General features: G+C 64.2%; 19 protein-coding genes. 18 read left to right on the forward strand and 1 reads right to left on the reverse strand.

Translation table 11 applies throughout. From position 1 onward, the window contains the following. The first annotated feature begins 28 nt into the window (after nucleotides 1–28). From PSEMO_RS30340 to PSEMO_RS30425, 18 genes are all read left to right on the forward strand, one after another. Nucleotides 29–1,243, forward strand: a complete 1,215-nt coding sequence (locus PSEMO_RS30340) for an IscS subfamily cysteine desulfurase (RefSeq protein ID WP_075806550.1) — start codon at nucleotides 29–31, stop codon at nucleotides 1,241–1,243. Nucleotides 1,244–1,289: 46 nt separating this feature from the next. Beyond that, on the forward strand, nucleotides 1,290–1,676 hold the full coding sequence (gene iscU, locus PSEMO_RS30345; RefSeq protein WP_003248539.1) for a Fe-S cluster assembly scaffold IscU: 387 nt from the start codon (nucleotides 1,290–1,292) through the stop codon (nucleotides 1,674–1,676). 29 nt (nucleotides 1,677–1,705) lie between these two features. Further along, nucleotides 1,706–2,029: an iron-sulfur cluster assembly protein IscA gene (gene iscA / locus PSEMO_RS30350; protein WP_075806551.1), complete on the forward strand. Its 324-nt coding sequence runs from the start codon at nucleotides 1,706–1,708 to the stop codon at nucleotides 2,027–2,029. An 8-nt stretch (nucleotides 2,030–2,037) separates the two neighbouring features. Further along, complete coding sequence (gene hscB / locus PSEMO_RS30355; RefSeq protein WP_075806552.1) at nucleotides 2,038–2,559, forward strand: co-chaperone HscB; 522 nt, start codon at nucleotides 2,038–2,040, stop codon at nucleotides 2,557–2,559. A gap of 42 nt (nucleotides 2,560–2,601) precedes the next feature. Then, nucleotides 2,602–4,467 carry a Fe-S protein assembly chaperone HscA gene (gene hscA, locus PSEMO_RS30360; RefSeq protein ID WP_075806553.1) on the forward strand — a complete coding sequence of 622 codons (1,866 nt, stop codon included), beginning with the start codon at nucleotides 2,602–2,604 and terminating at the stop codon, nucleotides 4,465–4,467. Beyond that, nucleotides 4,467–4,808 carry an ISC system 2Fe-2S type ferredoxin gene (gene fdx, locus PSEMO_RS30365; protein ID WP_042120838.1) on the forward strand — a complete coding sequence of 114 codons (342 nt, stop codon included), beginning with the start codon at nucleotides 4,467–4,469 and terminating at the stop codon, nucleotides 4,806–4,808. The genes hscA and fdx overlap by 1 nt, the downstream gene beginning before the upstream one ends. 14 nt (nucleotides 4,809–4,822) lie before the next feature. After that, nucleotides 4,823–5,023 carry a Fe-S cluster assembly protein IscX gene (gene iscX / locus PSEMO_RS30370; RefSeq protein WP_075806554.1) on the forward strand — a complete coding sequence of 67 codons (201 nt, stop codon included), beginning with the start codon at nucleotides 4,823–4,825 and terminating at the stop codon, nucleotides 5,021–5,023. A gap of 91 nt (nucleotides 5,024–5,114) precedes the next feature. Further along, nucleotides 5,115–5,540 carry a nucleoside-diphosphate kinase gene (gene ndk / locus PSEMO_RS30375; RefSeq protein ID WP_075806555.1) on the forward strand — a complete coding sequence of 142 codons (426 nt, stop codon included), beginning with the start codon at nucleotides 5,115–5,117 and terminating at the stop codon, nucleotides 5,538–5,540. A gap of 28 nt (nucleotides 5,541–5,568) precedes the next feature. After that, nucleotides 5,569–6,711, forward strand: a complete 1,143-nt coding sequence (gene rlmN / locus PSEMO_RS30380; protein WP_075806556.1) for a 23S rRNA (adenine(2503)-C(2))-methyltransferase RlmN — start codon at nucleotides 5,569–5,571, stop codon at nucleotides 6,709–6,711. 13 nt (nucleotides 6,712–6,724) lie between these two features. After that, nucleotides 6,725–7,477, forward strand: coding sequence for a type IV pilus biogenesis/stability protein PilW (gene pilW, locus PSEMO_RS30385; protein WP_075806557.1), 753 nt, complete (start codon nucleotides 6,725–6,727; stop codon nucleotides 7,475–7,477). Then, entirely contained in the window at nucleotides 7,477–8,478 is a 1,002-nt protein-coding gene (locus PSEMO_RS30390) for a RodZ domain-containing protein (protein ID WP_075806558.1), read from the forward strand. The genes pilW and PSEMO_RS30390 overlap by 1 nt, the downstream gene beginning before the upstream one ends. A 3-nt stretch (nucleotides 8,479–8,481) precedes the next feature. Then, on the forward strand, nucleotides 8,482–9,591 hold the full coding sequence (gene ispG / locus PSEMO_RS30395) for a flavodoxin-dependent (E)-4-hydroxy-3-methylbut-2-enyl-diphosphate synthase (protein ID WP_075806559.1): 1,110 nt from the start codon (nucleotides 8,482–8,484) through the stop codon (nucleotides 9,589–9,591). Between the two features lie 28 nt (nucleotides 9,592–9,619). After that, complete coding sequence (hisS, locus tag PSEMO_RS30400) at nucleotides 9,620–10,909, forward strand: histidine--tRNA ligase (protein ID WP_075806560.1); 1,290 nt, start codon at nucleotides 9,620–9,622, stop codon at nucleotides 10,907–10,909. Between the two features lie 36 nt (nucleotides 10,910–10,945). Further along, entirely contained in the window at nucleotides 10,946–11,587 is a 642-nt protein-coding gene (locus PSEMO_RS30405) for a YfgM family protein (protein ID WP_075806561.1), read from the forward strand. Beyond that, the gene (gene bamB / locus PSEMO_RS30410; RefSeq protein WP_075806562.1) at nucleotides 11,580–12,731 is read left to right on the forward strand and encodes an outer membrane protein assembly factor BamB; all 1,152 of its coding nucleotides are present in this window, start codon (nucleotides 11,580–11,582) and stop codon (nucleotides 12,729–12,731) included. Before PSEMO_RS30405 ends, bamB begins: the two co-directional genes overlap by 8 nt. A gap of 116 nt (nucleotides 12,732–12,847) precedes the next feature. Continuing rightward, nucleotides 12,848–14,314 carry a ribosome biogenesis GTPase Der gene (der, locus tag PSEMO_RS30415; RefSeq protein WP_075806563.1) on the forward strand — a complete coding sequence of 489 codons (1,467 nt, stop codon included), beginning with the start codon at nucleotides 12,848–12,850 and terminating at the stop codon, nucleotides 14,312–14,314. Between the two features lie 159 nt (nucleotides 14,315–14,473). Then, a complete protein-coding gene (locus PSEMO_RS30420; protein WP_075806564.1) occupies nucleotides 14,474–15,622 on the forward strand; it encodes a pyridoxal phosphate-dependent aminotransferase in 1,149 nt (382 codons plus the stop codon). Next, nucleotides 15,610–16,401, forward strand: a complete 792-nt coding sequence (locus PSEMO_RS30425; protein ID WP_075806565.1) for an amidohydrolase — start codon at nucleotides 15,610–15,612, stop codon at nucleotides 16,399–16,401. Before PSEMO_RS30420 ends, PSEMO_RS30425 begins: the two co-directional genes overlap by 13 nt. 101 nt (nucleotides 16,402–16,502) lie before the next feature. On the opposite strand, the gene PSEMO_RS30430 is transcribed toward PSEMO_RS30425, so the two are convergent. Then, nucleotides 16,503–19,064 carry a PepSY domain-containing protein gene (locus PSEMO_RS30430; RefSeq protein WP_075806718.1) on the reverse strand — a complete coding sequence of 854 codons (2,562 nt, stop codon included), beginning with the start codon at nucleotides 19,062–19,064 and terminating at the stop codon, nucleotides 16,503–16,505. Between the last annotated feature and the right edge of the window lie 92 nt (nucleotides 19,065–19,156).

Raw genomic sequence — 19,156 nt, forward strand, 5'->3', positions numbered from 1 at the left:
GACGTGCCTGCCTGATAGGAGATATTCAATGAAGTTGCCGATCTACCTCGATTATTCCGCGACCACTCCGGTCGACCCACGCGTCGCCCAGAAGATGAGCGAATGCCTGCTGGTCGACGGGAACTTCGGTAACCCGGCCTCGCGCTCCCACGTCTTCGGCTGGAAAGCTGAAGAGGCGGTCGAGAACGCTCGCCGCCAGGTCGCCGACCTGGTCAACGCCGATCCGCGCGAAATCGTCTGGACCAGCGGTGCCACCGAATCCGACAACCTGGCGCTGAAGGGCGTTGCGCACTTCTACGGCTCCAAGGGCAAGCACATCATCACCTCCAAGATCGAGCACAAGGCGGTCCTGGACAGCACTCGCCAGCTCGAGCGCGAAGGCTTCGAGGTCACTTACCTCGAACCAGGCGAAGACGGCCTGATCACTCCGGCCCTGGTCGAAGCCGCGCTGCGTGAAGACACCATCCTGGTTTCGGTCATGCACGTGAACAACGAGATCGGCACCATCAACGACATCGCCGCCATCGGTGAGCTGACCCGCTCCCGCGGCGTCATGTTCCACGTCGACGCAGCCCAGTCCACCGGCAAGGTCGAGATCGACCTGCAGAAGCTGAAAGTCGACCTGATGTCCTTCTCCGCCCACAAGACCTACGGCCCTAAAGGCATCGGCGCGCTGTACGTCAGCCGCAAGCCTCGCGTGCGTCTGGAAGCGGCGATGCACGGCGGTGGTCACGAGCGCGGCATGCGTTCCGGCACCCTGGCCACCCACCAGATCGTCGGCATGGGCGAAGCCTTCGCCGTGGCCAAAGAGCTGATGGCCAGCGAGAACGTACGCATCAAGGCCCTGAGCGACCGCTTCTTCAAGCAGGTCCAGGGCCTGGAAGAGCTGTACGTCAACGGCAGCCTGACCGCGCGTATCCCGCACAACCTGAACCTGAGCTTCAACTACGTCGAAGGCGAGTCGCTGATCATGGCGCTCAAGGACCTGGCCGTTTCGTCCGGTTCCGCTTGTACTTCGGCATCCCTCGAGCCGTCCTACGTCCTGCGCGCCCTGGGCCGCAACGACGAGCTGGCGCACAGCTCGATCCGTTTCACGTTCGGTCGCTTCACCACCGAAGAAGAAATCGACTACGCCGCGCAGAAAGTCTGCGAGGCCGTCACCAAGCTGCGTGAACTCTCGCCGCTGTGGGACATGTTCAAAGACGGCGTCGACATCTCCAAGATCGAGTGGGCTGCGCACTAAGTAGTCGCCAGCAAGAGCGGCTCCCTGATGAGGAAGGAATTGCACCATGGCATACAGTGAAAAGGTCATCGACCATTACGAAAACCCGCGTAACGTCGGCAAGATGAATGCCGAGGACCCGGATGTCGGCACCGGCATGGTCGGCGCCCCGGCGTGCGGCGACGTGATGCGCCTGCAGATCAAGGTCAACGAGCAGGGCGTCATCGAAGACGCCAAGTTCAAGACCTACGGCTGCGGTTCGGCCATCGCCTCCAGCTCCCTCGCCACCGAGTGGATGAAGGGCAAGACCCTGGACGAAGCCGAAACCATCAAGAACACCCAACTGGCCGAAGAACTGGCCCTGCCGCCGGTGAAGATCCACTGCTCGGTACTCGCCGAAGACGCCATCAAGGCGGCCGTTCGCGATTACAAGCAGAAGAAAGGTTTGATCTAACCCGCCTGTCGCAGGTCAAGGAGTTTCCGATGGCTATCAGCATGACAGAAGCCGCCGCCAACCATGTGCGGCGCTCCCTCGACGGACGTGGCAAAGGTGACGGTATTCGCCTGGGCGTCCGTACCACCGGCTGCTCGGGCCTGGCCTATGTGCTGGAGTTCGTCGACGAGCCGAATGACGAAGACCAGGTCTTCGAGAGCCATGGCATGAAGGTCATCATCGACCCGAAAAGCCTGGTCTACCTCGACGGCACCGAACTGGACTTCGTCAAGGAAGGGTTGAACGAAGGCTTCAAGTTCAACAACCCCAACGTGCGCGGTGAGTGTGGCTGCGGCGAAAGCTTCAACGTCTGAGGCTGCGCGTGGGTACTCCTTGTCATTTCGCCCTGTTTGACCTGCAACCGGACTTCCGTCTGGACCTGGACCAGTTGGCCACCCGCTATCGCGAGCTGGCCCGCGCGGTGCACCCGGATCGCTTCGCCGACGCCAGCGAGCGCGAACAGCGCCTGGCGCTGGAGCGCTCCGCCGGCCTCAACGAGGCCTACCAGACCCTCAAGAGCGCACCCCGCCGGGCGCGTTACCTGTTGGCGATCGGCGGTCATGAAGTGCCGCAGGAAGTCACCGTCCACGACCCCGAGTTCCTCTTCCAGCAAATGCAATGGCGCGAAGAGCTCGAGGACCTGCAGGACAGTGCCGACCTCGATGGCGTTGCCGCGTTCAAGCGCCGCTTGAAAGTCGCCCAGGAAGCCCTCAACGAGGAGTTCGCCGCGTGCTGGAACGACGCTGCGCAGCGTGAACAGGCCGAACGCCTGATGCGCCGCATGCAGTTCCTCGACAAGCTCGCCTACGAAGTGCGCCAGCTGGAAGAGCGCCTCGACGATTAACCCGGTGTCGCCCCTGGCGGCACCTTTGGTATTCAGATAAGCATGGCCCTACTGCAGATCGCCGAACCCGGTCAGAGCCCTCAACCCCACCAGCGCCGCCTGGCCGTGGGTATTGACCTTGGCACCACCAATTCGCTGGTCGCTGCCCTGCGCAGTGGTCTCTCCGCTCCGTTGCCCGATGCCGAAGGCCGGGTGATCCTGCCGTCCGCGGTGCGCTACCACGCCGATCACATCGACGTCGGTCATGGCGCCCGCGAGGCCGCGTCGACCGACCCGCTGAACACCATCCTCTCGGTCAAGCGCCTGATGGGCCGCGGCCTGGCGGACGTCAAGCAACTGGGCGAGCAACTGCCGTACCGCTTCGTCGGCGGCGAGTCGCACATGCCGTTCATCGAGACCGTCCAGGGGCCGAAAAGCCCGGTGGAAGTCTCGGCCGATATCCTCAAGGTCCTGCGCCAGCGTGCCGAAGCGACCCTCGGTGGCGAGCTGGTGGGAGCGGTGATCACCGTCCCGGCCTACTTCGACGACGCCCAGCGCCAGGCCACCAAGGACGCCGCGCGTCTGGCCGGCCTCAACGTGCTGCGCCTGCTCAACGAGCCGACCGCTGCGGCCGTGGCCTACGGTCTGGACCAGAACGCCGAAGGCGTGGTGGCCATCTATGACCTGGGCGGCGGGACCTTCGATATTTCCATCCTGCGCCTGACCGGCGGTGTCTTCGAAGTGCTGGCCACCGGTGGTGATACCGCCCTGGGCGGCGATGATTTCGACTACGCCATCGCCACCTGGATCATGCAGTCCGCCGGCCTATCCTCCGACCTCGACCCGAGCGCCCAGCGCCGCCTCCTGGAGACCGCCTGCGCGGCCAAGGAAGCGCTGACCGATGCCGAAGCCGTGACCGTGAGCTACGGCGACTGGCAGGCCGAGCTGACCCGCGCCGCCTTCGACGCGCTGATCGAGCCGATGATCGCCCGTAGCCTCAAGGCCTGCCGCCGGGCCGTGCGCGACAGCGGTGTCGAGCTGGACGAAGTCAGTGCCGTGGTCATGGTCGGCGGTTCGACCCGTGTGCCGCGCGTGCGCAGTGCCGTTGGCGAGCTGTTCGGCCGCCAGCCGCTGACCGATATCGACCCGGACCAGGTGGTCGCCATCGGCGCCGCGATCCAGGCCGATACCCTGGCCGGCAACCAGCGTGAAGGCGGCGAACTGCTGCTGCTGGACGTGATTCCGCTGTCCCTGGGTCTGGAGACCATGGGCGGGCTGATGGAGAAGGTGATTCCGCGCAACACCACCATTCCCGTCGCCCGTGCCCAGGAGTTCACCACCTACAAGGACGGCCAGAGCGCGATGATGATCCACGTGCTCCAGGGCGAGCGCGAGTTGATCAGCGACTGCCGTTCCCTGGCGCGCTTCGAGCTGCGCGGCATCCCGGCCATGGTCGCCGGTGCGGCGAAGATCCGCGTGACCTTCCAGGTCGACGCCGACGGCCTGCTCAGCGTCTCGGCGCGGGAGCTGGGTTCGGGCGTGGAATCGAGCATCCAGGTCAAGCCGTCCTACGGCCTGACCGACGGCGAGATCGCGCGCATGCTCAAGGACTCCTTCGAACATGCCGGCAATGACAAGGCCGCGCGCCAGTTGCGCGAGCACCAGGTTGACGCCGAGCGTCTGCTCGAAGCGGTGCAGGGCGCCCTCGAGGCCGATGGCGAGCGCCTGCTGGACGCCGAGGAGCGCGCCGCGATCGAGCAACAGATGCAAGACTTGCGTGATTTGATGAACGGCACCGATGGCCCGGCCATCGAGCAGCAGACCAAGCGTCTGTCGCAGGTGACCGATGCCTTTGCCGCCCGACGCCTTGATTCGACGGTCAAAGCCGCACTGGCCGGGCGCAACCTGAATGAGATCGAGGACAACTGATGCCGCAGGTAACCTTTCTGCCCCACGAGAAGTTCTGCCCGGACGGCCTGACCGTCGAGGCAGCACCGGGGACTTCCATTCTCGAACTGGCCCATGACCACCACATCGAGATCGAAAGCGCCTGTGGCGGCGTGTGCGCCTGCACCACCTGCCACTGCATCGTGCGCAAGGGCTTCGACTCGGTCGAGGAAGCCGACGAGCTGGAAGAAGACATGCTGGACAAGGCCTGGGGCCTGGAAGCGCAGTCGCGCCTGGCCTGCCAGGTGAAGGTCGGTGACGAAGACCTGACCATCGAGATTCCGAAATATTCGCTCAACCACGCCGCCGAAGCGCCGCATTGATCCTGGAGCCGACCATGAGCCTGAAATGGATTGATGTACTTGAAATTGCTATCCAGCTTGCCGAAAGCAAGCCGGAAGTCGATCCTCGTTACGTGAATTTCGTCGATCTGCAGCGCTGGGTGCTGGCATTGCCAGACTTCAGCGACGATCCGGCACGCGGTGGCGAGAAGGTCCTGGAAGCCATCCAGGCCGCCTGGATCGAAGAAGCCGACTGAGCGCACTCGGCAGGTTAGGCAATCCCCCGGAACCCGCGTATAATTCGCGGGTTTAATTTTTCGCATCACTTACTGTTTCTGGAGTTACACCATGGCTGTTCAACGTACTTTCTCCATCATCAAGCCTGACGCCGTTGCCAAGAACGTGATCGGCAAGATCACCACCCGTTTCGAAGACGCCGGCCTGAAAATCGTCGCTTCGAAAATCAAGCAACTGTCCAAGGCCGAAGCCGAAGGCTTCTACGCCGAGCACAAAGAGCGCGGTTTCTTCGGTGACCTGGTTGCCTTCATGACTTCCGGTCCGGTTGTCGTCCAGGTGCTGGAAGGCGAAAACGCCATCGCTCGCAACCGTGAGCTGATGGGCGCTACCAACCCTAAAGAAGCTGCTGCCGGCACCATCCGTGCTGACTTCGCCGAGTCCATCGACGCCAACGCCGTCCACGGTTCGGACTCCGAAGCCGCTGCCGCTCGCGAAATCGCTTACTTCTTCGCTGCTACCGAGGTAACCACTCGCTAAGCCACGGCTTTCGAGTGAAGGTGAATCCATGACTACATCTACTGGCAAAACTAACCTGTTGGGGCTGACCCAGCCGGAAATGGAAAAGTTCTTCGACTCGATAGGGGAGAAGCGCTTCCGTGCCGGTCAGGTCATGAAATGGATTCACCATTTTGGCGTCGATGATTTCGACGCCATGACCAACGTCGGCAAGGCCCTGCGCGAAAAGCTCAAGAGCTGCGCCGAGATTCGCGGCCCTGAAGTGGTCAGCGAGGACATCTCCTCGGACGGCACCCGCAAGTGGGTCGTGCGCGTGGCTTCCGGCAGTTGCGTCGAAACCGTCTACATCCCCCAGGGCAAGCGCGGTACGTTGTGCGTATCGTCCCAGGCCGGTTGCGCCCTGGACTGCAGTTTCTGCTCCACCGGCAAGCAAGGATTCAACAGCAACCTCACCGCCGCCGAAGTCATCGGCCAGGTGTGGATTGCCAACAAGTCGTTCGGCTCCGTGCCGGCCACCATCGACCGCGCCATCACCAACGTGGTGATGATGGGCATGGGCGAGCCGCTGCTGAACTTCGACAACGTCGTCGCCGCCATGCACCTGATGATGGACGACCTCGGCTATGGCATCTCCAAGCGCCGGGTGACCCTGTCCACCTCCGGCGTGGTGCCGATGATCGATGAGCTGGCCAAGCACATCGACGTCTCCCTGGCCCTTTCGCTGCACGCGCCGAACGACGCGCTGCGCAACGAACTGGTGCCGATCAACAAGAAGTACCCGCTCAAGGTGGTCCTCGAGTCCTGCCAGCGCTACATGTCGGAACTCGGCGAGAAGCGCGTGCTGACCATCGAGTACACCCTGCTCAAGGACGTCAACGACAAGCTCGAACATGCGAAGGAAATGGCCGAGCTGTTGAAGGACGTGCCGTGCAAGATCAACCTGATCCCGTTCAACCCGTTCCCGCATTCCGGTTACGAGCGTCCGAGCAACAACGCGATCCGCCGTTTCCAGGACTACATGCACAACGCCGGCTTCAACGTGACCGTGCGCACCACCCGCGGCGAAGACATCGACGCAGCGTGTGGCCAGCTGGTCGGCCAGGTGATGGACCGTACCCGTCGCAGTGAGCGCTACATCGCCGTGCGGCAACTGAACGCCGACGCCGATTCCAGCGGCGTGGCGGGCAACTGAGACGAGGGCCGCCATGACCCTGCGCGCCGCGCTGCCGCTGGTCCTGCTGACGACGCTGCTGTGCGGCTGCGTCAGCTCCGGCAGTTCCGGTACGCAGGTCAGGCGCGATGAGGCCCGCCAGGCCTATGTCCAGCTCGGCCTGGGGTATTTGCAACAAGGTTATACCGAGCGCGCCAAGATTCCCCTGAAGAAAGCCCTCGACCTCGGTGGCAACGATGCCGCGGTCAACGCGGCGCTGGCCCTGGTGTTCCAGCGCGAAGGCGAGACGGCCCTGGCCGACACGCACTTCCGCCAGGCCCTCTCGGCCCAGCCCCACGACCCGCGGATCCGCAACAACTACGGCAGTTTTCTCTACGCCCAGGGCCAATATGCCAAGGCGCAGCAGATGTTTCGCCAAGCCTCGACCGATACCCTGTATCCTGAGCGGTCCCGGGTGTTCGAGAACCTCGGCTTGACGGCCCTGCGCATGGGCCAGCGCGACCAGGCGCGGGACTACCTGGAAAAGGCTCTACGTCTCAACCACCAGCAACCCCGTGCGTTGCTGGAAATGGCTGAGATGTCTTACGAAGACAGGCATTATGTGCCAGCTCGCGAGTTCTACGACCGGCACAGCCGCCTGAGTGAACCGAGCGCCCGCAGCCTGTTGCTCGGCAATCGCCTGGCGACGGTCTTCGAAGAACGCAACAAGGCCGACCAACTGGGCCTGCAATTACAACGACTTTATCCCGGTACGCCGGAATATCAGCAATACCTGTCGGAGCAATGATGAAAGCGGCGCATCCCGAAGCAGCAGCAGCGACTCGCGAAAATCCCGGTGAGATCCTGCGTCAGGCCCGTGAAAGCCGGGACTGGTCGCAGGCCGAAGTGGCCCGCAAGCTCAATCTGACCGTGAGTTCCCTGAACAACCTCGAAGCCGGCGCCTTCGACAAGCTGCCGGGGCATACCTTCGCCCGCGGCTATATCCGCGCCTACGCCAAATTGCTGGACATGGACCAGGCCGCCCTGGTGCAGTCCTTCGACCTCTGCACCGGCACCCATGCCCAGGGCAGCGACGTGCATGCCCTCGGCCGCATCGAAGAGCCGGTGCGCCTGTCCCATAACATCCTGCGTATCGTCAGCCTGCTGTTGCTGGTGGTCGTGGTCGGTGGCGGCTTCGTCTGGTGGAAAGACCAGAGCGCCAACGCCACCCGTGACCTGTTCAGTGCCGCGCCGGAACATATCGAAGTGGAAAGTGCCGACGGCACCACCCAGATCCATCCGCTGGACGAGCCGGAAGACCAGGCCGTGAGCGCAGGCCAGCAGCCTGAAGCGGCTGCCCCGGCTACCGAGCAGGCGCTTCCGCTTACCGAAAGCACTGTGCAGACCCCGGCCGCGCCAGCCGCGCCTGTGACCACCACGCCAGCAGTACCCGCCGCCAGCGCACCGGCGACTCCGGCACCTGCCGCGTCGGTTGCTCCGGCCGCGCCTGCGCCGGCCGTTCCTGCCGTGAGCGCAGCCGTCGTGGCCGCCACGCCAGCGCCGGCCGGCAGCAGCCAGGTCGCCATCCAGTTCAGTGCCGACTGCTGGACGTCGGTCACCGACGGCAATGGCAAGGTCCTGTACAGCGGTATCAAGCGCAAGGGTGAAAACCTCGAGCTGGCCGGCAAGCCACCCTTCGCCGTGCGCCTGGGCGTCGCCCGCGCCGCGCAGGTGAGCTACAACGGCCAGGCCGTGGATATCGCACCGTTCACCAGTGGCGAGACCGCTCGCCTGAAGTTGGGGCAGTAACTCATGCACGGCCACTCTCCGATCAAACGTCGCGAATCCCGGAAGATCTGGGTCGGTAACGTACCTGTCGGCGGCGATGCGCCCATCGCCGTCCAGAGCATGACCAACACCGATACCAACGACGTCGCCGCCACCGTGGCGCAGATCAACCGCCTGGTCGACGCCGGCGTGGACATCGTCCGCGTCTCGGTCCCGGACATGGACGCCGCCGAAGCCTTCGGCCGCATCAAGCAGCAGGTCAGCGTGCCGCTGGTCGCCGATATCCACTTCGACTACCGCATCGCCCTGCGCGTGGCCGAGCTGGGCGTCGATTGCCTGCGCATCAACCCGGGCAACATCGGTCGCGAAGACCGCGTGCGCGCCGTGGTCGATGCCGCCCGCGACCGTGGCATCCCGATCCGCATCGGCGTCAACGCCGGTTCCCTGGAAAAGGACCTGCAGAAGAAATACGGCGAACCGACCCCGGCGGCGCTGGTGGAGTCGGCATTGCGCCACGTCGAGCACCTCGAGCGTCTGAACTTCCAGGACTTCAAGGTCAGCGTGAAGGCCTCCGACGTGTTCATGGCCGTCGAAGCCTACCGCCTGCTGGCCAAGGAAATCGTCCAGCCGCTGCACCTGGGCATCACCGAAGCCGGTGGCCTGCGTTCGGGCACGGTGAAATCGGCGGTCGGCCTCGGTATGCTGCTCGCCGACGGGATTGGCGATACTATCCGCATCTCGCTGGCGGCCGACCCGGTCGAGGAAGTGAAGGTCGGCTACGACATCCTCAAGTCGCTGCACCTGCGTTCCCGCGGCATCAACTTCATCGCCTGCCCGAGCTGCTCGCGGCAGAACTTCGATGTGGTCAAGACCATGAACGAGCTCGAGGGCCGTCTGGAAGACCTGCTGGTGCCGATGGACGTCGCGGTGATCGGCTGCGTGGTCAACGGCCCCGGCGAAGCCAAGGAAGCCCATGTCGGGCTGACCGGCGGCACGCCGAACCTGATCTACATCGACGGCAAGCCGGCGCAGAAGCTGACCAATGACAACCTGGTGGACGACCTCGAGAAGCTCATCCGCCAGAAAGCGGCCGAAAAGGCCGAGGCCGACGCGGCACTGATTGCCCGCGGTTGACCGCTACAGATTTCGTTAAGGACCTTTCGTGAGCAAATCGCTGCAAGCCATCCGTGGCATGAACGACATCCTGCCCGAGCAGACGCCCCTGTGGCGCTACTTCGAAAGCACCGTGGCGGGCCTGCTGGATACCTATGGCTATCGCCAGATCCGCATGCCGATCGTCGAGTTCACCGAGCTGTTCAAGCGCTCCATCGGTGAAGTGACCGACATCGTCGAAAAAGAGATGTACACCTTCACCGACCGCAACGGCGATTCCCTGACCCTGCGCCCTGAAGGCACCGCGTCCTGCGTGCGTGCGGTGCTGGAGCACGGCATCACCGGCAACGGCGAAGTGCAGAAACTCTGGTACATCGGCCAGATGTTCCGCCACGAACGTCCGCAGAAAGGCCGTTACCGCCAGTTCAACCAGATCGGTATCGAGGTGTTCAACCTCGACGGTCCGGACATCGACGCCGAGCTGATCGCCCTGACCTGGCGCCTGTGGGGCCTGCTGGGCCTGCGCGACGCGGTCACCCTGGAGCTGAATAGCCTGGGCACCAGCGAGGCCCGCGCCCGCTATCGTGATGCCCTGGTGGAGTTCCTCTCGGCCCGTCTCGAGCAACTGGACGAAGACAGCCAGCGCCGCCTGAAGAGCAACCCGCTGCGCATCCTCGACAGCAAGGACGCCGGCACCCAGGCTGCCCTGGTCGGTGCGCCGAAGCTGGAAGACTACCTGGACGAAGAGTCCCGCGTGCACTTCGAGGGCCTGAAGACCCGCCTGAACGCTGCCGGCATTCCGTTCGTGATCAATACCAAGCTGGTGCGCGGCCTCGACTACTACAGCAAGACCGTGTTCGAGTGGGTTACCGACAAGCTCGGCGCCCAGGGCACCGTCTGCGCCGGCGGCCGCTATGACGGCCTGGTCGAGCAGATGGGCGGCAAGGCGACCACCGGCGTCGGTTTCGCCATGGGTATCGAACGCCTGATCCTGCTGCTGGAAACCCTGGAACTGGTTCCGGAGTCGATCTCCCGCCAGGTCGATGTCTACCTCTGCGCCTTTGGCGAGGCCGCCGAGCTGGCCGGTCTGCAACTGAGCGAGCGTCTGCGCGACCGGTTGCCGAACCTGCGCCTGCAGGTCAATGCCGGTGGCGGCAGCTTCAAGAGCCAGTTCAAGAAGGCCGACAAGAGCAATGCTCTGTACGCCTTGATCCTCGGAGAGGACGAAATGGCGCAACAAGTGGTAGGTTTCAAACCCCTGCGTGGTCAGGGCGAACAACAAAACATTGCCTGGGATGCTCTGGCTGAGCACCTGGAAGCTTCCCTCGCGCAGGCGTGAAGCGCTCACCGCCGAATTGTTGAAAGGAGTATTGGGGTGTCGAGTACCGATGATGAACAACTGGCCGCGTTCAAGGACTGGTGGGAGCGTAACGGCAAGCCACTGGTAACCGGCGGTCTGCTGGCTCTGGTGGCCGTCTTTGGCTGGCAGGCCTGGCACAAGTACCAGGCCAACCAGTCGCAAGGCGCCTCGAACCTTTATCAGGCTCTGCTGGAAACCACCCTGACGCCGACCGGCACGCCGGACACGGCCAAGGTCGCCGAGCTGTCGGGCAAGCTGAAAAGCGAGTTCGGTGGTACTGCGTACGCCCAGTACGGCAGCCTGTTCGTCGCCAAGGTGGCGGTGGACAGCGGCAAGCTGGACGACGCCGCTTCCGAGCTGAAGAGCGTCTACGACAAGCCGGCCGACGCGACCCTGGGCGAGATCGCCCGTCAGCGCCTGGCCCGCGTGCTGGCTGCGCAGAACAAGGCCGACGAAGCCCTGAAGCTGCTCGACGGCGACACCGACAAGGCATTCGTTGCCACCCGCGAGGAGCTGAAAGGCGACCTGCTGGTGCAACTGGGCCGTGCCGACGACGCCCATGCTGCATACGAAAAAGCCAAGGCCGCACTGTCCGATGACGACGCGGTAGGTGGCCTGCAACTCAAGCTCGACGACCTGGCCAAAGGGGATGCGTGACGTGATCGGTTGGAAACATGCAGCAGTGCTGACCCTGGCCATCCTGGCCGCGGGTTGCAGCAGCAACAGCAAGAAGGAACTGCCTCCGGCCGAGCTGACCAAGTTCACCGAAGAGGTGGTCTTGCAGAAGCAATGGAGCCGTTCGATCGGTGATGGTCAGGGCGAAACCTGGAACATGCTGGTTCCGGTGATCGAGAACGACCGCATCTTCGCCTCCGACGTGACCGGCGTGGTCATGTCGCTGAACCGCCAGAACGGTGACGTGATCTGGAAGAAAGACCTGGAAAAACCGGTCTCCGGCGCGGTTGGCGTAGGCTACGGCCTGGTCATGCTGGGCACCCTCAAGGGTGAAGTGATCGCCCTGGATGCCAGCACCGGCGAACAGAAATGGACGGCCCGCGTGACCAGCGAAGTGCTGGCCCCGCCCGCCACCAACGGTGACGTGGTGGTGGTGCAGACCCAGGACGACCGCCTGATCGGCCTCGACGCCGCCACTGGCGACCGTCGCTGGATCTACGACAGCACCCCTGCGGTCCTGACCCTGCGCGGTACCGGCGCACCGATCGTGACCAACCACCTGGCGGTGGCCGGTCTGTCCAGCGGCAAGGTCATTGCCCTGGATACCAGCAACGGCGTACCGGTGTGGGAACAGCGCGTCGCTGTCCCGCAAGGTCGTTCGGAGCTGGAGCGTGTGGTCGACATCGACGGCGGCCTGCTGCTGTCCGGTGGCACCCTGTACGTCGCCACCTACCAGGGCCGCGTCGCCGGCCTGGACCTGGAATCCGGCCGTGTGCTGTGGCAGCGTGATGCCTCCAGCTACACCGGTGTGGCCCAGGGCTTCGGCAACGTCTACGTGAGCGAAGCCTCGGGCACCGTCGAAGGGATCGACGAACGTTCGTCCTCGGCGCTGTGGAGCAACGACCAGCTGGCCCGCCGTCAACTGTCGGCGCCGGAAGTGTTCTCCAGCTACGTGGCGGTGGGTGACTTCGAAGGCTACCTGCACCTGCTGAGCCAGGTGGACGGTCGCTTCGTCGGTCGCGAGCGTGTCGACAGCGATGGCCTGCGTGCCCGTCCGCTGGTGGTTGGCGACACCATCTACGTGTACGGCAACAGCGGCGCCCTCGAGGCGTACAAGATCAAGTAAGACTATGCTTGGGGCCTCCGGGCCCCGGGCTGCACGTCGAGAGACGTTGCCCAAGACTCCGGCCGCTGCCCCGCAGCGGCCTTTGTATTTTTTGAATTTACCCAATGGAGAGCCGCATGGTTCCCGTAATTGCCCTGGTAGGTCGTCCGAACGTCGGCAAGTCCACCATGTTCAACCGCCTGACCAAGACCCGTGACGCCATCGTCGGCGACCTCTCGGGCCTGACCCGCGACCGCCAGTACGGTGAAGCCCACTGGCAGGGTCGTACCTTCATCCTGATCGACACCGGCGGTATCACCGGTGACGAGGCGGGCATGGACGAGAAGATGGCCGAGCAGTCGCTCATGGCCATCGAAGAAGCCGACTACGTGCTGTTCCTGGTGGACGCCCGCGCCGGCCTGACCGCCGCCGACCAGATGATCGCCGAGCACCTGCGCAAGCGGAACAAGCAGTCGTTCCTGGTGGCCAACAAGATCGACAACATCGATCCGGACACCGCCCGCGCCGAGTTCTCGCCTATGGGCATGGGCAACGCCATCCCGGTGGCCGGTTCCCAGGGCCGCGGCATCAACGCACTGATGGAAACCGTGCTGGGTGACGTGCCGCGCGACAAGGAAGAAGACGCGCTCGACGAAAACGTCGCCGAAGGCGAGGAAGCCACGCGCATCCCGGGCCCGAGCGAGAAGGATGGCATCAAGATCGCCATCATCGGCCGCCCGAACGTCGGCAAGTCGACCCTGGTCAACCGCATGCTCGGCGAAGAGCGCGTGGTGGTCTACGACCAGCCCGGCACCACCCGCGACAGTATCTACATTCCCTTCGAGCGCAACGAAGAGAAGTACACCCTGATCGACACTGCCGGTGTGCGCAAGCGCGGCAAGATCCACGAGGAAGTCGAGAAGTTCTCGGTGGTGAAGACCCTCCAGGCGATCAAGGACGCCAACGTGGTGATCTTCGTCATGGATGCCCGCGAAGGTGTGGTCGACCACGACCTCAACCTGCTGGGCTTCGCCCTCGAGGCCGGTCGCGCCATCGTCATCGCCCTGAACAAGTGGGACGGCATGCAGCCGAGCGAGCGCGACTACGTGAAGACCGAGCTGGAACGCCGGCTGTTCTTCGTCGACTTCGCCGATATCCACTTCATCTCGGCGCTGCACGGCACCGGCGTGGGCAACCTGTACCAGTCGGTGCAGAACTCGTTCAAGTCGGCGGTCACCCGCTGGCCGACCAGCCGCCTGACCCAGATCCTCGAAGACGCGGTCAGCGAGCATCAGCCGCCGATGGTCAACGGCCGCCGCATCAAGCTGCGCTATGCCCACCTTGGTGGTGCCAACCCGCCGATCATCGTGATCCACGGCAACCAGGTGGAGAAGGTCCCGCGTTCGTACTCGCGTTACCTGGAAAACACCTACCGCCGTGTGCTGAAGCTGGTCGGTACGCCGATCCGCATCGAGTACAAGGGCAGCGACAACCCGTTCGAGGGCAACAAGAACACCCTCACCGACCGCCAGGTCAACAAGAAGCGCCGGTTGATGTCGCACCACAAGAAGGCCGAGAAGAAGCGCAAGGACAAGCGCAAGTAAGCTCGTTGCGGCGCAGGGGCAAACCCTGCGCCGCATCCCTTGTTGATCCCCGTCAGCGCCCTCCGCCGGCTACGTGTTACAAGCTTTTTCCTGACTGTCCGATCCGCTATGCTCGATGGCTTACCGCCCCCGGGCCGGGTCCGCAGGAAAGAGGGCTTCATGATCAGCAGCAAGCTGCCGAATGTCGGCACGACCATCTTCACCACCATGTCCCAGCTCGCCGTGCAAACCGGTGCGTTGAACCTGTCCCAGGGTTTCCCCGACTTCAATGGCCCGCAGGCCCTGCTCGATGCGGTGGGCCGGCATGTCAGCGCCGGGCATAACCAGTATTCGCCGATGACCGGCTTGCCCGCGTTGCGCCAGCAGGTGGCGGCGAAGATCGCCCGGCACTATGGCGTCAGCGTCGATGCCGACCATGAAGTGACCATCGTGCCCGGTGCCACCGAAGGGATCTTCTGCGCCATTCAGGCGGTGATTCGCAGTGGTGATGAAGTCATCGTCTTCGACCCCAGTTACGACAGCTACGAGCCCTCGGTGGAGCTGGCCGGTGGCCGTTGCGTGCATGTGCAGCTGGACCCGGTGGACTTCAGCATCGACTGGCAGACATTCAGCGATGCCCTGAGCCCGAAAACCCGCATGGTCATCATCAACTCGCCGCACAACCCCAGCGGCGCGCTGATCACCCGGGCCGACCTCGACCAGTTGGCGGCTCTGATCGCCGACCGCGATATCTACCTGATCAGCGACGAAGTCTACGAGCACCTGGTGTTCGACGGCGTCGCCCATGCCAGCGTGCTGAGCCATGAAGCCCTGTACCAGCGCGCCTTCGTGGTCAGCTCGTTCGGCAAGACCTACCACGTCACCGGCTGGAAGACCGGCTACGTGATTGCACCGCCGGCACTGAGTGCCGAACTGCGCAAGGTCCACCAGTACGTCAACTTCTGCGGCGTGACCCCGCTGCAATGGGCCCTGGCCGACTTCATGGCCGAGCATCCCGAGCATATCGACGAATTGCCGGCCTTCTACCAGGCCAAGCGCGACCTGTTCTGCGACCTGCTCGAACCGTCGCGTTTCAGCTTCACGCGGTCGGCGGGCACCTATTTCCAGTTGGTGGATTACTCGGCCATTCGGCCTGACCTGAACGATGTCGACATGGCCCTGTGGCTGACCCGCGAGCATGGCGTGGCGACCATTCCGGTGTCGGTGTTCTACCAGCAACCCATTCCCGAGCAGCGCCTGGTGCGCCTGTGTTTCGCCAAACGCGAGGAGACGCTGCGCGAGGCAGCGGAAAAACTATGCGCGATCTGAGCAACCTGCCCAACCTGAGCATTGCCCTGGTCCAGACCAGCCTGGTCTGGCAGGACCGCCAGGGCAACTACGAGCATTTCGAAGCCTTGTTGGACCAGGCCAGGGGCGCTGACCTGGTGATCCTGCCGGAGATGTTCACTACCGGCTTCTCCATGGAGTCCGAGCGTCTCGCCGAGCCGGAGAACGGCCCAACGTATGCCTGGCTCAAGGCCCAGGCCAAGCGCATCGATGCAGTGATCACCGGCAGCGTGATCATCCAGGCTGCCGATGGCAGCCACCGCAACCGCCTGCTCTGGGCGCGGCCGGATGGCGAGATCCTGCATTACGACAAGCGCCATCTGTTCCGCATGGCCGGTGAGCACAAGCACTACACCCCGGGCGAGCGCCAGGTGCAGTTCGAGCTCAAGGGCTGGCGGATTCGCCCGCTGATCTGCTACGACCTGCGTTTCCCGGTGTGGAGCCGCGATGCCCAGGACACCGATCTGCTGCTGTACACCGCCAACTGGCCGGCGGCGCGGCGCCAGCACTGGAACCGGCTGCTGCCGGCGCGGGGCATCGAGAACCTGTGCTATGTGGCGGCGGTGAACCGGGTGGGGACGGATGGCAAGGGCTTTGCCTATACCGGCGACAGCCAGGTCCTGGACTTCCAGGGTGAAAGCCTGCTGAGCGCGGGGGAGGCGGATGGGGTGTTTACCGTGGAGCTGAGTTCGGCGGATCTCGCGGCTTACCGGACGCGGTTCCCGGCGAACCTGGATGCCGATACCTTCGAGCTTCACTGAGTTCTTGAGAGCCCTATCGCTGGCAAGCCAGCTCCCACAGGTTCAGCGGTGCACGCGATCCCTGTGGGAGCTGGCTTGCCAGCGATGAGGCCCTCAAATACTCAGTAGACGTCCCGGCGATATCGCCCCAGCTCGATCAACTCTTCCACAGCCGCCTCACCGAGCAACCCGTTGAGCGCCGCATCCACCCCGCCAGCCATCCCCTGCAAGCTACCGCAGATATAGATCGCCGCCCCATCCTCCAGCCAGCGCTTCACCTCCTCGCCACGCTGCAGCAACAGGTCCTGCACATACACCTTCTCCGCCTGGTCCCGCGAAAACGCCAGGTCCAGTCGTGCCAGGTCGCCACTGGCCAGCCAGCCTTGCAGCTCGTCCCGGCAGTGGAAGTCATGGGCTTCATTGCGCTCGCCGAACAACAGCCAGTTACGCTGCTCGCCCGCCGCGATCCGCGCCTTGAGCAAGCTGCGCAACCCCGCCAGCCCGGTGCCGTTGCCGATCAGGATCATCGGCGCAGCCTCCGCTGGCAGATGGAAACCGCTGTTGCGGCGCAGGCGCAGGCTGACAGTGCTGCCCGGCGCCATATGCTCGGTCAGCCATCCGGAACCCAGCCCAAGACTGCCATCGGCATGCCGCTCCTGACGCACGATCAGCTCCAGCACACCATCCACCGCAATCGACGCGATGGAATACTCCCGCGCATCGATCGGAATCAGCGCATCCACCAGCGCCTGAGCATGCAGCCCGACCAGGTGCTCGCGGCTGACCGGCAGTTGCCGGCCGGCGAGGGCGGCGGACAGTGATTCGTTCAGGCCAGCCAGTTGCACCTGGGTGTTGCCGTCCAGCCCGAGGCCCTGAAGGAAACGCTCCACGCTAGCCGGTGCCTGACGCGGCATGATTTCCACCAGATCGCCCGCTTCCCATTGCGAAGGCGTCGGCGGAGTCAGACCCAGCAGGAACACCGGCAAGCCCTGGCTGCCCGGGTTCAGCAGCTCGCGACGGTTCAAGGTCCATGGCGCAAATTCCGGCGCCTGCCAGGCCGGCATCACGGCGCTGCCGCTCAGTTCCGCCAGTTGCTGCTGCCAGCGTTGCAGGGCCAGCGGGTCGGCGCTGTCCACTTCCACCGGGGCGAAGCGGGCATGGGCACCACGTTCACCCAGCCAGGCATGCAGGCGCCGGGCGAAGCCGCAGAAGTGCGGGTACTGCCGGTCGCCGAGGGCCAGCAGCGAATAGTTCAGGCCCTCCAGCGCCAGCGCCTGGCCGAGCACCTTGCGCTCGAAGCCACGGGCGCTGTCCGGCGCTTCGCCGTCGCCGAAGGTACTGACCACGAACAGCGCGCGTCCGGCCTGGCGCAGGTCCGCTTCGCTCAACGAAGCCAGCGATTGCACCCGCACCGGCAAACCGGCCGCTTGCAACTGCCCGGCACTCTGCCAGGCCAGTTGCTCGGCGAAACCGCTCTGGCTGGCAAAGCCCACCAGCCAGCTGTCGCCCTGGCCGTCATCCTGGGTCATGCCTCCGCGAGCGGCGCGGATCTGGCGCTTCTTGCGTCGGCGATCGAGGTACAGCAGCCAGCCGGTGACGAAGAACAGCGGCATGGTCACGCTGGCCAGGGTCACGATGATCCGCCCCGGCAGGCCCCAGTAGCTGCCCACGTGCAGGGCATACACGCTGGTCAGCAGTTGCGCCTTGAACGACTTGTCGTTGTAGATCTCCTGGCGCTTCACCTCGCCGGTGGCCGGATCGATCGTCAGGCTGTTGATGGCGCGCTCGTGGGCGGCATCGTCCAGTAGATAGAAGATCATCGCCGGCTGCCCGCCTACCGGCGGCAGGCGCAGGTTGTAGGCGGTCATGCCGGGGCCGGCGGCCTTTTGCAGGCTGGCCCAGATGGCGTCGTAGTCCACCACCAGCGCCGGTGCGTTGGCATCCGGCTTGGGCGGGCCGCCGTGACCACCGCGCCCTTCGCCGCGTTTCTGCTGTTGCTGGCCGGCCGGCGGTTTGTCCGCCAGCAGCTTGTTCAGCCCTTCGCGGTACCACTCGTAGGACCAGAACAGGCCGGTGAGGGCAAACAGGAGATAGAACAGCAGGCACCAGGTGCCGAACACCGCATGCAGGTCCCAGTTGAACGCACGGCCTTTCTTCGCCCAGTCGAGGGTCAGCCAGGTGCGCCAGTTCAGCGCCTGGCGCGGCCAGCGCAGGTACAGGCCGGAGAGGCAGAAGAACACCAGGATCAGGGTGCAGGCGCCGGTGATCTGCCGGCCGGTGTCGCCGATGGTCAGGAAGCGGTGCAGGTTGAGCATCAGGTTGAAGAAGTCCTGGCCCACCACATCGCCCTGGAAGGCGCCGGTGTAAGGGTCGACATAGCGCAGCTGGCCACGGCGTTCCCCCGGCGGTGGCATGAAGAAGATCCGCGCTGCGGCATCGCTTTTGGTATCGACCCAGATCATCGAGACCTTCTTGCCCTCGGTCTCCTCGACCCGCCGCACCAGCTCGGCCGGCGCCAGCACGCCGCCTTCGCGGACCTGGACCTTGAGCACCTGCGGGTTCATGGCCCGGAGGATTTCATCCTGGAACGAGTACGCTGCGCCGGTGATGCCCATCAGCGCGAGCACCAGCCCGGCCGTGATGCCGAAGAACCAGTGCAGTTGGAACAGTGTCTTTTTCAGCACATCGACCACCTGGAATGTTTCTGGGAATGCGAATTAGTCGCGCATTATGCCTTGATACACAAAAGCCCCGCTCATCTGAATGAGCGGGGCGG

Origin of the sequence: Pseudomonas putida, from assembly GCF_001941965.1 — a bacterium.
GTDB lineage: Bacteria > Pseudomonadota > Gammaproteobacteria > Pseudomonadales > Pseudomonadaceae > Aquipseudomonas > Aquipseudomonas putida_L.